Raw genomic sequence first — 15,996 nt, 5'->3', positions numbered from 1 at the left:
CAACTGCCTAATGGAACGCATGCCTATCTATCAGCGATGAATCTTTAGCAAATATCCCCATGCGGGGCCCCTGCTTCATGCGGTATTAGTCCGACTTTCGCCGGGTTATCCCCCTCTGATAGGCAAGTTGCATACGCGTTACTCACCCGTGCGCCGGTCGCCACCCGGTATTGCTACCTGTGCTGCCCCTCAACTTGCATGTGTTAAGCCTGTCGCTAGCGTTCATCCTGAGCCAGGATCAAACTCTTCGTTGTTTAAATTGTTTCTTAATATCCTCGCTCCGGAATCCGTTTATCGTAGTCCAAAGTCATACTCTATTGACGGTATCGATCCGGAAAATTTCTTTTCCTAATACTTGTACTACTTGTTGAATTATGTAAATCTCTCAAAGAACTCTTTTGTCGCTTTCGTTTTGCGAACGTGGCTGCGAAGATAAGGACTTTTATTTTAAACTTCCAAATTATTCCGGAACTTTTTTTCTAAAAGTTTGTTTCATCATTTTGTACCGGCGTTCTCTCTCGAATGCGGGTGCAAAAGTAGTGTTATAAAACATAACCTCCAAACTTTTTCAGCATTATTTTTCAAGTTTTTTTTCAAGACTTAACAAGTTATATAATGTACGTGTGATAAAGCCATACTACTCGATTCTCACCCTATTGGAGACATCCTGTTATAGAGACATAGCGTGCCGCACTTCTACATGGAGGTATATATGATTTATTGAGTGGCGATGTGATAATTTTCCATACAATAAGTGCGTGAATGATACAAAAATATAAATCACTGAACATTAACAGCTTAAAAACACGATTATGTTTTACCGGAAAGTCGTACATGTTTATGAGAAAAGTCGTACGTGTTTTCGAAAAAAGTCGTACGTGTTTTTCCGAAGTCACATAATAGAAAATAAGAGTAGATAAAAAATACACAATAAGCATAGCCCAATCTCAGGATCAACTTTTCTTTCAATCTTTTTCAGGAAACCGCCAAGACGTAATTATCTATGATAATCAAAAAACGATTTTAATTCTTATCACGAATCGAAACGAAGGTAATTTGCTAGAAAGAATTCAGACAATGAAATTATAAAGCAGAAAAACAAATTTATTCCTTACCTTTAGCACAAATAAAGCAAAAGACCATGATACACGTATTAATAAACACACTCGCAGAGAAAATGAACGAATTTCTTTCCAGCTATTATGAACGGGCAGAAATTATAGTGGAAGCCGGAAGTATTGATGCGACTCCAAATGAGGATCAATCGGATAAAATCATACTTTCTATCGTGAATATAGAGCGAGAGACAGCAATGGGAATCTCTGCCCCCTATAGGAACACAAAAAATAACACATTCCAACAAACATCTCCACCATGGTACTTGAATATATATATTATGGTTGCCGCTGTTTTTTCATCTAAAAGATACTTAGAATCTATACAAATATTATTGGATTCAATCTCCTTCTTACAACAAAATTCCATTCTTAAATTACCAGACCAAGGTACCATAACGCTCGAGCCCATAACAATTAGTATGCAAGAACTCAGCAATATATGGAGTATATTAGGAGGGCATTATTATCCATCAATCCTATGTAAAGCACGAATCATATCTTTTGACGGAACAGAAATCAAGGATATAAAACAACGAATATCAAGTCAAAAAATAAATTAGAAATAATGTTATCAAACATATAGTATTTAATATCATGCCATATTCTTTTTATCTACTTTTGGAATATTATAACGATAAAACAAACCAATGATGAAATTTGACTTTTTAATTAACATTATATTTAGTCATGAATATTATAATGAATGTATTCCTTCTGAAATCTTCGAGATAGAACCCAGGAGAACGAATAGAGTCGTATTAGGAGGACCTAAATATCCTTTTAGGCAAACGGGGCGAAATCAATATGCACTAATTGGAGATCGAGAAGAGCTTCTTGATCACCTTTCAACCTCCCCGGATGGTCTCAACCTTGAGTTTCAAGCACATTCAAAAGATCCGAATTTTTTACTGTATACACAATCCCTGCTACCGGAAGAGCTAAATGATTCAGATATACAATTAAGTGTTATCGATAACCGACTGAATCGGCTCAATGTGATCATTCATGTTACCAAAGAATTATTAGAAACGAAATGCCCAATACAGAAAGAAATCCATTATCACACAAAAGAAGCCTATTGGGATTTTATCTTGATACCTCGTAATCCAGAAAATGCGTCAATGGATATTTTTATGGAGGATAATGGACCGGAAAATATTAGCTTCAAGAATCCCGAGCAAATCCGTTTCATGGATAAGGACGTTTTTCGTATCAGCACAGAATATCCGATAAAGATTAAGGAAGAGTCTTATTACCAAAGAAGATCTGAACGTACCGATGAATGGAAAAGCCGTAAACGCGATACGTAGCTTCCCCGGTGAAGGAATCAAGGTTTGGGGTGCCCGCACGATGGATGGTAACTCGTTAGACTGGCGTTATATTAACGTAAGGCGTACGATGATCTTCCTAGAGGAATCGATCAAGAACGCCGCCCGTGCCTATGTATTCGAACCGAATGTAGTAAATACATGGGTAAATATGCGTAGTATGATAGATGGATTCTTACGGGGCGTATGGAAACGAGGTGGATTAGCAGGAACTTCCCCCGAAGACGCATATAGCATTCATATCGGATTGGGAGACACGATGACTCCGGAGGATATTCTGGAAGGTATCCTCAGGATATCCGTATTCGTGGCTATTACCAGACCTGCGGAATTTATCGAGATCACATTCCAACAACAAATGCAAAAAAGCTGATAATTTAAGAATTAAAACCTATTAAAAAATACGAATATGGCAGGAGAAGCACAAGATAATGTATGGCCGTTACCCAGTTTTTATTTTAAGGTAGAATTAGGTAGCCTCGGGGAAATCGCTTTTAAAGAGGTATCTGGTCTGGATATGGAAGCCCAAGTAATTGAGTACCGACATGGTAATAGCCCGGTTTTCTCAAATATCAAGATGCCGGGACTGAAGAAGACGAGCAATGTCAGTCTAAAGAAAGGGGTTTTCAAAGCGGATAACAAATTATTCGATTGGTTTAACAAGATAAAAATGAACACAATACAGCGAGAAGATGTAACAATCAGCTTACTGGATGAAGCAGGAAGCCCTACGATGGTTTGGAAATTATCGAACGCATGGCCGACTAAGGTTACCGGTGTCAGCTTAAAATCCGATGGAAACGAGGCTGCCATCGAAACCTTAGATTTAGCGCATGAAGGATTGACCATAGAAAACGCTTAATGCTAAGGTTTGATCATATTGTCCCTCCTCCGGTAGCGTTTTATTTCAACGTGACTTTCGAAGGATTGATCGAGACCTCTTTCCAAGAGGTCTCGGGACTACAACTTGAAATGGAGACAGAAACGATTAAGGAAGGGGGAGAAAACAGTTTTAGCTATCAGGTGCCTACCCGACGAAAGCACGGTAACCTTGTGTTGAAACGTTCTTTAATGCCTTTGCCTCATGTGCTAGAGACATATGTGGTTAAAGTATTGGAAAATAATGGAAGTGCCCAGATCGTTCCCGTCAATTTAACTATATCATTGCTGGATGCCGGGCATTTTCCCCTAAATAATTGGTCTGTGCTCAATGCTTACCCTGTAAAATGGGACATTAGCGCATTGAATTCCCAAAAGAATGAGCTGGTGATTGAAACATTGGAGATGGCTTATACTAATTTGATCCGTATGTCGATAAGAGATACAGAAGATACGAAAAAAGAACAATTTAAGCAATGGCTATAACTATAAAAGAAATCCAAGTGTCCGCAAAAGTGACACAGCAGAAAAAGGAACCCGACCTCCCTCTCTCCCGTGATTTGATACAACAAATCAAAGAGGAGGTAATTCGTGAGGCCAAGAAAGATTTGTCAAACCTTTTTTCTTGTAGAAAGGAGCGGTAAAACATGAACCAAAAGTTGATCATCGAGGCATATAAATCAATTGAATACAAAGGTGGCGAGAAATTGGGTAGTATCACCGTCCAAATCAATCCGGATAGCTATAAGTTAAGCAAATCTACCTCCTATAAGAAAGACGAAAGCATAAAAGAGGATAAGCAACTACCGGAGTATAAACACACCAACCCCTCCACTCTCTCATTTGATATACACTTCGATGGTACCGGTATTATCCCGACGGGGAAAAAAACCGTGACAGAAAGGATCAAGGATTTGGAGAATATCATTTTTCTTCCTAGCGCGGAGATCGATCCACCCAGCCCTTGCTTCCTTAAAGTAATTTGGGGGAGTCTCATTTTCAAGGGGAGATTAACCTGCCTAAATTGGGATTACACCTTATTCTCGCCCAATGGCAATCCTTTACGAGCTAAAGGCTCCTTGTCACTAACTGAGGCGATTAGTAGTAGAGAGACACAAGCAAAAAAGAAAAATCAAAAAGCTGAGGGTAAATTCGTTACTTTTAAACAAGGAGACAGTCTAATCGGGTTATGCGCAAAAGAATATAAAAATTCTGGTTATGCTCCAATGATTGCCTCCATAAATAACCTAATCAGCTTTAGAGATATAAAACCCGGAACTCAATTATGGTTCCCTAAAATATAATGAATATGGATAATTCATTTATAATCAAACTATTCCTAAATAGTAAAGATGTTACGGAGCAATACTCCGTAATCAATGCAAAAATATACAGAGCATGTAATAAGATCGATAAAGCAACGATCTCCATCAGCGCTGATATTATCGACAACAGCCAATTTGAAATACCAGACAACAAAATATTCAATCCGGGTACGGAGCTTAAGTTTCAAGCGGGTCCAACAGATAAGGTCAACACCTTATTTGAGGGATGCGTTACAACCCATCAGTTAAAAATCAATAGCGAACAACAAACTCTATTTATTTTAGAATGTAGGGGTTTCGCATATCCTGCAACTTTGGACGTAAAAATAATGTATATGAAAATAGTAAAGATGATACCGTTATCAAGAAGATTCTGGGACAATACGGGCTTTCCGCCAAAGTAGATAGCACCGGTATAGAAATTCCACAACTGGTACAATACTATTGTACAGATTGGGATTTTGTACTCACACGAGCACAAAATAACGGATTAGTCGTTATCACTGACGGTAAACAAGTCAAGGTATGTAAACCGAATGTATCCGCCTCCCCGGTCTTAACCATCACCTATGGAGATAATTTAATCGCTTTCGATGGTTCTATATCCGCTTCCGAGCAATACACAGATACAAAAGCTTGCGCTTGGGACGTGAGCCGTCAACAAATTATCAAAGCCACCGCCAGCAAACCTCCTCTCAATGCCCAAGGCGATATCGCCGCAAAGGATCTATCCGGTCTGGCAAATGAAGTGATGCTTTATCAAACTAACGCTCCCATCGGCGACGCTTCTTTACATGCTTGGGCCGATGCGCAAGCTTTATGGAGCGGTCTGGCACGTTTTCAAGGCTCCATCACAATTTACGGGAATGCGTCTATTATTCCGGGCTGTATTATCAAATTAGAAGGATTAAGCAAACATTATAGTGGAAACGCATTTGTTCAATCAGTAGAACATACACTACAAGGAGGCGAATGGAAGACACAAGTCTATATGGGTTTCAATCCGGTAGTCATTACCGAAGAGCCCGATGTAGTCGCTCCCGCAGCTAGTGGTTTTTTGCCCGGTATACGAGGATTACAAATAGGGATCGTTAAAAAGATCGGAGATAATAAAGATTTCGAGAATTTTATATTAGTCGATATACCCTTGTTACAATGTGAGAAGACGGAGATATGGGCTCGGCCGGTCAGTCCGTACGCAAGCAATGGGGTCGGCATGTTATTTCTACCGGAAGTCGATGATGAGGTAGTCCTGCAATTCATCAATGAGGACCCCTGCCACCCTGTGATTATCGGAAGTTTGTACAGTCGCAAACGAAAAACGCCGGTTTCTTTAGATCCAAAAAATAATTTAAAGACAATTGTTACAAAAAACCAGTTGAAAATTACTTTGGACGATGATAAAAAGATTATCACAATAGGGACTCCCGGAGAGAACACGCTCATATTGGATGATGACAAAAAGCAAATTCTGTTATCCGATGCTAATAAGAACAAGGTCTGTATGGATAAAAACGGAATTATGGTAGAATCCGGCAAAGATCTCATATTTAAGGCAAGAGGGAATGTCAAGACAGAAGGAATGGGTATCGAATCCAAGTCTAAGCAAGATACCAAGATAAATGGCTTGAATATCGAGGTTTCCGCACAAATGGGAGTTAAAGTAAAAGGGTCTGCCACCGCCGAAATATCCGCATCCGGCCAAACCGTTGTAAAAGGAGGCGTTGTAATGATTAATTAAATCGAATGATTTATGCAGAATAAAAATAGTTTTTTAGGTAAAGGATGGGCATTCCCCCCAGAATTCAGCCATAATGATAATCCCACCCGCATGTTTAATTATGAAGAAGACATCCGGCAAAGCTTGATCATCCTTCTCTCCACTCGCACAGGGGAGCGAATACATCGTCCGGATTACGGTACGGAACTATATCGTTATCAGTTTGAACAATTAGATCTTACCATGGAGACCATGATTAAAAGCGCTATTGAGAAGGCTGTTCTCTTATACGAGCCTAGAGTCTCGCTTGATCGCATAGAAATTAATAAGGCTTCGATTCAAGATGGCATTCTGATTATCGAACTTTATTATACGATACGTATGAATAATGTCCAACAAGAATTGACCTATCCTATCTATTTTGATTCTAACCGATGAATAAACAATGGAATAAAGATGGATTGACAAGAAAAAAATTGGAGAATGATTTCCGGATACATGAGCCTTTTCAAGTACTCGAGAAAAATCTCTCCAATTTATTGGCTCGTGCCTTTTCGAAATCATCCTTTTTATATCATTACCAATCCTTAGCCATACTCAATGAGATCAAGCAAACAGATACAATCGGGATCGAACAGAGTTTCATTTTGTGGCAAAATGAGAACTCACCGGAAAGTAACAGAGAAATCACCTATCTAAGAAACGCTCTATACCATAAGTTCTCTGATTGGTATCAAAGATTGAATCATCGGATCTTTAGAGATTCCATGTCCGATTTATTTCTGGATATGGAGAAATATAACCAGAGACTTCAGCTAATAACCCTATCCAATCCTAAAACGGTTCGTAGAAGTCTCTACCTATTATTACGTATCCTCCGCAATTTACAAAACAAACGGGAGATTTACATCCAAGAAATCGCTAAAAGCGGAGAGACCGATCCCTCATTAGCTGTTTTAATCGCTTTCTTGAAAAACTATCAATATCTGGTAGATCAGTTCAATAAACGCTGGGAAGCTTATCCGTTATTTTATGTCAACCAAATATTGAAGGAATCTCCCCAAAAAGCGATTATTCCTTCCGCTTGGTTTATCGCCGTGAAGAATAATACCGCACGGCAAGCCCAGTTACCCAAGGGTACAGGTATTATAACACAGGTACCATTTCCTGCGCAAGATATCCAATTTTGTTATCGTACGGACGAAGATTATTCGGTCAATGACATGAAAATAACGAGTATACATTCGTTACTATTGGAAAAAGATCCGAAAAAATATCCAGCGAGCCGATTAGGCTTCGTTACGTCCATCTGGCAAAAACAGTTGAATGACAGGATCGGAAACGTTCCTTCTAAGAAGCCCAATCTGGACTCAGAGCTAATCTTTGAGAACCAATCCTCTATACAAGCCGGACTGATGATCGAATCTCCCATGTTATTACTTCGGGAAGGACATCGGGATATACATATCACATTCGGATTAGAAGAAGACTCCATATCATATTTCAAAGAATTAATCGCTACTACGGAACAATCTTCCCACGAAACCGGGCGTGTATTAAACGACGCTTTCCTATTGGAGTTAAGCACAGAGAAAGGTTGGGCCCCGATATACGCCTACACCTTGACATTCATCAACGAAAACTCCTTTTATCTGAAATTCGTCCTTAATGAGAAATTCGACCCTACAACACCTTGCTCTGAAGCTCATGGTTGCCAAACACGGAACCCAGCGCTCCGTATATTGATGAACACGGATGCTTGGTTATTCCCCTACTCTTGGGTACACCGTATTTTTATTACTAGCTTAAAGATAAAGGTACATGTATCCGGCATGTCATCCTTGAAAATCTATAATCCTCTGGGAGAAGTAGACGCAAGCGTACATTTCCCTTTATTCGGGTTAGAAGCTCAAAAAGGCTCATGGTTCGCATTCGGTAATTATGAGATAGCGATCAAGCCTATCCAATCCATGGGTATTACTTTGCAATGGGCGGATCTACCTTATTCGGAAGGAGGTTTCTATGATTTGTATCAAGCATATAAGACACCTATCGATAATACCACCTTCAAAGTTGAATGGGAAAAACTAACAGACCAGAAATGGGTAAAATTACCGGAAAGTACATCTTGTCTCTTCAATACGAAAAACAAGCATACTTCCCCTAGGGGAAAGCTCTCGGAGTACAGCGAGATCGTTTACGACAAACCGTTCAAAAACATTACGGTCTCCACGGAAGAAGAGCAATATCAATACATGAAAGCCCAGCAAGGCTTCTTCAGGATTAGACTCACAGATCCGAACGGCGGATTCGGGCAGACGGAGTACCGGATGCTCTTTGCGGATATCATGATAAGAAACAGCCATACCCGTAAACAGACCCCGGTGCCCAAACCTCCTTACAACCCTATGATTGAAAGTATAGGTATCGGTTATAGCGCCGAGGAAGAATACTTTTTCAATGGCGATACCCCAAGAGATAGATGCCGTATCTATCATATCCATCCATTGAGGCAAAAGGAATTACATGAAATCGATCTACGTCATCCGTTCCCAATGGTGGAAGTACCCACAGAAGATGGGATTATTCTATTCGGTATTGGTAACTTGATCGGTAACGACCAGATCCGTTTATTCTTCGAGATGGCTGCCTTGAAACGGGAAATCGAAAAAGAATATCTTCCTTGCGTACAATGGTCTTTCTTCAACGGCAAGCAATGGGAGTTTATCAAACCGGGTAATTTACTTTCCGATACAACCGGGAATCTGTTGAATACAGGTTTGGTAGACATCCTGCTTCCCTCACCTATTAGCGAGGAAATGCTTGACATAAATGGAGATTTCTGGCTTTCGGCAAAAGTATCTTGCCACACGCAAAATTGTTCATCCATACGAAATGTCTATCTAAACCCAGTGAAAGCCCGGTTAGAAATCCCCGAAGAAATGGAAGCCCTGATCGGTGAGGAACTCGAAAGCTTCACGGGACTCGTTTCTTTCGAGAAAAGTATGCCGGGACTTACGGATATTTACCAGATCATACCCGCTAAAGGAGGACGTTCGCCGGAAACGCCAGAGGATATGCGGCTCCGGATCACCCAAGAGATGTCCCATCGGAACCGGGCTGTATTGCCTAGGAATTACGAGCAAATAACATTGGCTCAGTTCCCCGAAGTCGAAAAAGTACTTTGCTTGCCCGGAATAGACAGTAAAGCTCAAAACAGGAGCCCGATCGTAACATTGGTCGTGATGCAAAAGGAGAAAGATAAAAAGATCTTGCCTTTATGCGAACATAGGCTACTCATGCGAATCGAAGATTATATAGGTGACAAGACAAGTCCGTTCATTACCGTTGATGCAATCACTCCGGTCTACGAGGAAGTAACCGTTTGCTGTAACCTCCGGATAAAGCCCGGATATCCCGTAGGAGATATACTCCGCCAGACAGAGGCACGCATTAATAATTGTATCGCACCTTGGCGAGATAAGGAAGAGATCCCGGTATTTGGGCTTTCGTTCTCATCGACCGATCTTTATAACTCCATACGAGAGTGTGAAGCCATCGTGGACATTGATATATTAAGCGTAGCGCATGTCGTATATACGGCAAAAGACCAACAAAAGAGCTATTATCTAAACCGCTACCCGGAAGAGGCTAGGCAAAATTTCAACGTTAGCCCTTCCCAACCTTGGTGCATATTAGTTCCTTCTGATAGGCATTTGCTATATATTGACCAAAAAGACGAACTATTGGAACAACTCGGACTCGGATATTTAGGAGTTGGAAGTAATTTTATTATTAACAAATAAAACAAACCGGATATGCCTCGTACAAACAGAAATACACTAAAAGAATACTTTAAGCGCGGAAGTATGCCCAACCAAAAGCATTTCTACGAATTAATCGATTCCATGGTCAATATTTCCGACGACGGGATCGATAAAAATCCGGATGATGGCTTACGGTTAGCTCCTTCCAAGGAAAACAGTCCCGTCATCAGCTTATTCACGAACATACAAGACAATATTCCTGAGTGGAAAATATACCTAGGTAACAATAGCCAACTCCATATCATACGTCAAGGGCAAGATGAACCGATACTATCGCTTCATCCAAACGGTCGTATCGAGATGAACCAACCCGGTATGGATATACGTATCAACGGCAGTCTTTCCGCAACCCGCTTCGACGGCGCGATACGGGGTAAATTTCCCGCAGATGGCGAATGGCATACCCTGCAAATACCAACGGAAGGATGTCGTGCCTACCGCATCATGGCTGGATGCGGTAAGTTAAAAAGCGGACAATACGCATTGGTGGAAGCCACGGCTATCCATTGTTACGGGAAACATCGAAAAATCCGTACGAATCAATCTTGGTTCGGTTCCTTTTTTAACAAGATCAAATTCCGTTGGTACGGCCCCGGACAAAAATGCAAGTTGCAAATACGTAGCGGACGGGATTATGGAGACAACATCTTTGTTTGTTTCCAGATAACCGATTTATGGAAAGATTACCGGATGGATGCCTCCGACCGGAGAAACACCTTTAATCAAGAATAGCCATGGATGATCTGCCCAACCTGCAAGAACTAAAAACGGAGGAATCCATATTCGATAACCTCCAAAAGAATGCCTTGGAAACAATCCGGGAGCTTTCGGGACAATTGTGGACAGACCATGCCCCGCACGACCCGGGAATCACGACTCTGGACATCTTAAATTACGCCTTAAGCGAATTGGATTACCAAATGAGTTTCCCATTAGAACAATATCTCACCGGATCGAATAATCGTTTCAATCCGGAGGATTACGGCTTGTTCAGTCCTGAACGGGTTTCCGGGATGGCCCCTGTGACACCCAAAGATTACCGAGACCATTTTTTAGATCAATTAGATAACACTGATTACTTAATGAACTTATCGGACCTGCAAATCCACCCTTATAGATCCAATGATCAGATCTGCCACGGATGGTTCGACCTATTTATAGAACTCTCGTCCTTTATCTCAGAAGATCAACACAAACAGGAAGAAAAGAAAATCAAGGAAAAGATTGAGGAACTATATCACGCGAACCGGAATTTAGGAGAAGCCCTACACGCAATCCATTTCGTAAGAAGAAAACCTTTATTACTTATTGGAAATATCGATATAGACGGTAGCATCTCTCCGGAAAAAACCTTGATCGCCATTTATACGGAGGCGATTCAATTATTCGCACCGGGAAGTCATTATACAGGTAGTGCGCTTCCCATATACAAGCTTTTCAAAGGGATCAAGCAGATACAAGGGGTTCTATCGATACACTCTTTGGAATTTCAAGGTTTTGAAGAGGGTGAATACGCCTATACATTGGCATTATCTTCCCCTGAGCAAATCAAGATACGACTTTACCAAAACCAACAAGCAGTAGAGATTAATGCCACAAAAGTATTGAATCGTTTGCATTCGCGGAATAATATCAACCATGCGATACGAGAACAGAAAAAACAAGCCAAATCGATCCTCATGGACAGTCGCCATATCCATCTGAATGATTATAGCGTCACAAATGATTTCCCGATTTGCTACAAGGACTCGTTTACCGATTCATTCAAGGCATATCTTTCTATATTCGACCATCTCTTTTCGGAGGGACATAAAGAAATGAACCATCTAAAAGACTGGATGGCCTTAAATATGGGAACCCCCGGTTCCGCTTCTATGGAACAAAACAAAGATCTGCTATTGGATACGTTGGATAAAATCTACGGCGAAAATAGCAACCAGCCTTTTCTCCGCTACTCCCATAAAGAGATAAACCGTCAACGAAGAGTCCGGTTCCTGCGACAACTACCGGAACTTATCCGGGACCGGTATCTAGGCTGTAATCTATTCGACGCAGACTCCCTTTCCGGATTGGAAAGATATCTCTATTCCATACTCGGATGGGAAGATGCGAAAGAGCAAATTTTCATTCTGGAAAACATACTCCTGCATTCACCGAAGGCGACTGATCATCCAGTCCCCTCCCGGGAATTTACCTTAACGGCAATCCTCTCACAAACAAAACGTACGCGGCAACGGCCGGATTTTCAGCTTCGTCTTGAAGAATTCTTGCGAGAGAAGATACCGGCACATCTACGATTCACGGTTCATTGGCTTCCTCCGAAAGAGCTAGCCCTATTTGTCAAAGACTATAAGGCATGGCGAAAAGCGTGGGCCGATAAAGACGACAAAGAGATTGACCGCACCGGAGAAATCTTAAAGAATAATCTGATACGAATAAATATAGAACTTTAAATTTACCCTTATGTCAACCAGATATCGAACTACCTACCACGGCATTTTATTGGGCTTATTACTTCATGTAATCATGGCACAAGCCGTTAACGCCCAAAGAAGTATCTCGGAGCGATTGGATTATTTCCGGAGTTTAGGAGAGCGGACCGAATTGGAACTGGAAGAGATTCGTACCCCGATCGTCTCCTATCAAGCTCTTATGGACTCGATCACCCAGCGTATCTTAACGGAGCAATGCAGTTATATCGTCTATCCCGCTGAATTGGGGAACGCTTTCACTTTCGTAATAAATCCGGACGCGAACCAAGCGATATTGCGTTTGGGTTATTTACAGTCCCCGAGTTCCTTATTACCAGATCATGTGGAACAATGTGCATATACACCTTGGTTGTTCGGAAACGAGTTATTAACCGCATCCAAGAATAAGGCCAACGCAGATCCTCTCTTCCGCTTCTTCGATGCAATGCCCGGCCCAGTCAAAGTAACGCAAGCTTTGTGGTATTATTTCAATAAAAGAGAACCGGAAAGGATATTGCCTCCCCCTACCGTCGAGAATATGTATTTCTTCAAGGGCAAAACCGGAGATCTGGATAATATGCAATCGTTGCTCAACTCCGATAAACAAGGCTATATCATTTGCCCCGTATGGACAGAAGACGTTACAGGAGTTCTGGATAATCCGGACGAGAATCCCTCCATCAGAGGAAGCGGAACGATTGAGTTTTTCATCAAAGAAGCTCCCCTTTCCATCGCCCTCAACATCACGCCTTGGGAAGAAGACGCCATTGGATACCGGGAAACCGATTTCATCCCATTCGTTTACGACACCACTTACACGCAAGCCGTAAAGAACTGGTTGCTATCCGTGCGTGAGCTGCGTCCCTCCACGATTCGTACGTTCTTCTGTTATTTCGATAAACGTAGCAAAGAAGAGATCGCCACACAAAAGAAAAAGGGAAATTGCAGTATTCCCGTATTCAAGGTAGATGGCGCATCATCGGAAACCGAACGCCTATCCGAACGCCTAAGTCAATACAACCAACGAGCTTTTCCCATCGTGCCGTATTGGTTGCAATCCGTATACGAGCAATTACCGGCAGGCCTTATCCGGAAATTCAGCCGGATGGAATATCTAGGGTATGTAGTGGATACAGAAAGCGGGCAACCTAGTCAAGTAAGCGACTGGCAACAACAGGAGTGTCTGGTAGATATGCCCGTTTATTCGGATACGCCTGTCGATTTGCTGGTCCTATTCCGAAACTCAAAAGCGACGAATGATTTCCTAAGATCGAAAGAATCCCAGATGGCTCTTTTAAATAACTTATTCACAAAGGATACCGGCACGATCAACCGGAACCCGTCTCTCCGGAAACTCAACGGCTTGACTCTTTACTTCCCTGATTTCGATTTTAAGCTGGAGAACCGGAGAGAACTTGTACAATTCGTGAAGTCCACCAGTTTCGTAATTGATTCCTTTTGTGTGATGGGTAATAAAATATATAGAAACTACGATTTAAATGTCATATTCCCTATCAAGGAGAAAAAGCATATCGGTTATCTATCCATTCTATTGAAATACCAATTGGTAGACCGCCTTTGTTTTGTCGATTACGATGAAATGGGCGTTCCTGTAACTACTTGCGAAAATCGAGAGAATAAGCAAGAACCAGTACTCAAGATGGTCATGTATGAGGAAGAATGCGAGGTATCCTTACTAGATAATCTTTTCAACTCTTTATTCTATTTGCTAAATCCTTTTCCGCAAGGCGAGCAACTCACCAGTTGCTCCGATGATCTGGCGCAACTGGCAAATACGGAATTCTCCAACCCGATGCTTATTTATTTCGTATTGGGTGATATATTCCTATTTCTCATACTATTAATCCTAATCAACCTGTATATGACATCCAGTAAGTTCTACATGTTGGCACAACATTATAAGCGATATGTCTTGCCTCTATTACTGGTATTCATATCCGAGATCGTATTGGTATTATACCTAATCACCAATATCGTATCCTCGCGGGAAACTTTCGACATATGGACCCAAATGATACTGTTGGCGCTCCCACTCTTCTTTTTTCTCTTAATCATCGTACCGATCGGGCACCGGGAAAGAGAGCCGTTGCCTTAAATCACCACCGGCCCTCTTTATTCAATTCCCGGCGGATCGCCATAGATAAGATATCGGAATCTAGCCGGGGAGTGTCTTGCTTTAGCAACCGAAGGGCACAACGCCGGATCACATTCGAGATGGAGCCACCCGATAACTCATAAGTAGCTGCCATACGAATCATTTTGTCCGCATCCGCAGGTAGCCAAGAAGAGGGAAGCATTCTACGCCATAATTCCTCACGTAAGTCTTGATCCGGCATCGGGAAATAGATAATAGACTGGAAACGACGGGAGAAAGCTTCATCAATATTACTCTTTAAGTTTGTGGCCAAAACAACGGTTCCCGGGAAATCCTCGATCCGTTGCAGCAAATAAGCGATCTCTTGATTCGAATGGCGATCATTAGAAGTGTTCGTTGAGGTTCGTTTACCGAATAAGGCATCCGCCTCATCGAAAAAGAGAATCCAATTCCGGTTTTCCGCTTGGTCGAATACATTCGCAAGGTTCTTTTCAGTCTCGCCGATATATTTGGAGACAATCATGGAAAGATCGATACGATATACATCCATCCCGTTCTTCTTGCCGATCAAGGTCGCGCAAAGCGTCTTACCCGTTCCCGGCGGGCCATAAAACAAAGTGCGGTAACCGGCCTTCAAAAAACGACTCAATCCCCAGTCCGAAAGGATGACTCGATGACCCGTAATCCAATTATTTATCTCTTCCAACTCCTCACGCACATAATAAGGCAATACGGCATCTTCCCAATTCAAAGCCGTACTAATCCGTTTGGCCGGAAAACCCATATTATAGTCCGGCTTATATTCTCCCTCAAAAGATAAACGGTACAAGAAATCCTCCGATATACGCAGTTGTCCGCTCAAGAACGGTTCACCATTCCCGGCTCCTTCCAAGCCAACGACGTGATACATATGGAACCAATGCTCCTCACGAAATAGACGAACCACTTCCAGACGGCGTTCCACACGATCGCCCGCCAACAGGAAAACGGCCGTCTCGCCCGTTGGCAAGAATCCTCCGTGCGATAGTCCTTTCCAACCGCCAAATTCCGTATAAGGACGGTCAAAATTCTTATTATGCACAAAGAAAAGTAAGTATTCGATAAACTCCCTCGTATATTGGGTAACGTATGTTCATAATGTCGTTTATTCATTTTATCGTTCTATGATTTATTGTTACATCAATTCAACCCAAAGATGTGCGGGTTCTATAG

Annotated in this window: 11 protein-coding genes, 1 rRNA gene and 3 pseudogenes; 13 read left to right on the top strand and 2 right to left on the bottom strand. The window is 41.7% G+C overall.

Translation table 11 applies throughout. The features are described from left to right. Nucleotides 1-254, bottom strand: a 16S ribosomal RNA gene (locus NBH07_RS22045); the annotation flags it as partial. A gap of 887 nt (nt 255-1,141) precedes the next feature. On the opposite strand from NBH07_RS22045, the gene NBH07_RS22040 reads away from it, so the two are divergent. The 13 genes and pseudogenes from NBH07_RS22040 (at nt 1,142) to NBH07_RS21975 (ending at nt 14,784) form a co-directional block, all read left to right on the top strand. Then, nucleotides 1,142-1,678, top strand: coding sequence for a Pvc16 family protein (locus NBH07_RS22040; RefSeq protein WP_005861447.1), 537 nt, complete (start codon nt 1,142-1,144; stop codon nt 1,676-1,678). Nucleotides 1,679-1,768: 90 nt separating this feature from the next. After that, a complete protein-coding gene (locus NBH07_RS22035; RefSeq protein WP_005861445.1) occupies nt 1,769-2,428 on the top strand; it encodes a hypothetical protein in 660 nt (219 codons plus the stop codon). Beyond that, nucleotides 2,376-2,819, top strand: a pseudogene (locus NBH07_RS22030) (phage tail sheath C-terminal domain-containing protein); the annotation flags it as partial. The gene NBH07_RS22035 and the pseudogene NBH07_RS22030, both read left to right, overlap by 53 nt. Nucleotides 2,820-2,855: 36 nt before the next feature. Beyond that, nucleotides 2,856-3,308, top strand: a complete 453-nt coding sequence (locus NBH07_RS22025) for a phage tail protein (protein ID WP_005861441.1) — start codon at nt 2,856-2,858, stop codon at nt 3,306-3,308. Beyond that, the gene (locus tag NBH07_RS22020; RefSeq protein ID WP_005861439.1) at nt 3,308-3,811 is read left to right on the top strand and encodes a phage tail protein; all 504 of its coding nucleotides are present in this window, start codon (nt 3,308-3,310) and stop codon (nt 3,809-3,811) included. Before NBH07_RS22025 ends, NBH07_RS22020 begins: the two co-directional genes overlap by 1 nt. Further along, nucleotides 3,802-3,969, top strand: coding sequence for a hypothetical protein (locus tag NBH07_RS22015; protein WP_005861437.1), 168 nt, complete (start codon nt 3,802-3,804; stop codon nt 3,967-3,969). The genes NBH07_RS22020 and NBH07_RS22015 overlap by 10 nt, the downstream gene beginning before the upstream one ends. A gap of 3 nt (nt 3,970-3,972) precedes the next feature. Next, nucleotides 3,973-4,629, top strand: coding sequence for a CIS tube protein (locus tag NBH07_RS22010; protein WP_008781130.1), 657 nt, complete (start codon nt 3,973-3,975; stop codon nt 4,627-4,629). Beyond that, nucleotides 4,629-6,391: pseudogene (vgrG, locus tag NBH07_RS22000) on the top strand (type VI secretion system tip protein VgrG). Before NBH07_RS22010 ends, vgrG begins: the two are co-directional and overlap by 1 nt. A gap of 12 nt (nt 6,392-6,403) precedes the next feature. Beyond that, nucleotides 6,404-6,808 (top strand): GPW/gp25 family protein, encoded by a 405-nt coding sequence (locus NBH07_RS21995; protein WP_005861429.1) that lies wholly within the window; start codon nt 6,404-6,406, stop codon nt 6,806-6,808. Continuing rightward, nucleotides 6,805-10,176 carry a baseplate J/gp47 family protein gene (locus NBH07_RS21990; RefSeq protein ID WP_005861428.1) on the top strand — a complete coding sequence of 1,124 codons (3,372 nt, stop codon included), beginning with the start codon at nt 6,805-6,807 and terminating at the stop codon, nt 10,174-10,176. Before NBH07_RS21995 ends, NBH07_RS21990 begins: the two co-directional genes overlap by 4 nt. 63 nt (nt 10,177-10,239) lie before the next feature. Further along, the gene (locus NBH07_RS21985) at nt 10,240-10,929 is read left to right on the top strand and encodes a hypothetical protein (RefSeq protein ID WP_226766670.1); all 690 of its coding nucleotides are present in this window, start codon (nt 10,240-10,242) and stop codon (nt 10,927-10,929) included. 2 nt (nt 10,930-10,931) lie between these two features. Beyond that, nucleotides 10,932-12,650, top strand: coding sequence for a hypothetical protein (locus NBH07_RS21980; RefSeq protein ID WP_005861426.1), 1,719 nt, complete (start codon nt 10,932-10,934; stop codon nt 12,648-12,650). 10 nt (nt 12,651-12,660) lie between these two features. Continuing rightward, the gene (locus NBH07_RS21975) at nt 12,661-14,784 is read left to right on the top strand and encodes a hypothetical protein (protein ID WP_009018295.1); all 2,124 of its coding nucleotides are present in this window, start codon (nt 12,661-12,663) and stop codon (nt 14,782-14,784) included. Between the two features lies 1 nt (nt 14,785). Here the strand turns inward: NBH07_RS21975 and NBH07_RS21970 are convergent. Then, nucleotides 14,786-15,874, bottom strand: a pseudogene (locus tag NBH07_RS21970) (ATP-binding protein); the annotation flags it as partial. Nucleotides 15,875-15,996 lie beyond the last annotated feature (122 nt).

The organism is Parabacteroides sp. B2-S-102, assembly GCF_023656665.1.
Lineage (GTDB): Bacteria > Bacteroidota > Bacteroidia > Bacteroidales > Tannerellaceae > Parabacteroides > Parabacteroides distasonis.
The sequence above is the reverse complement of the archived record's forward strand: the minus strand, read 5'-3'. Positions and strand labels throughout refer to the sequence as shown.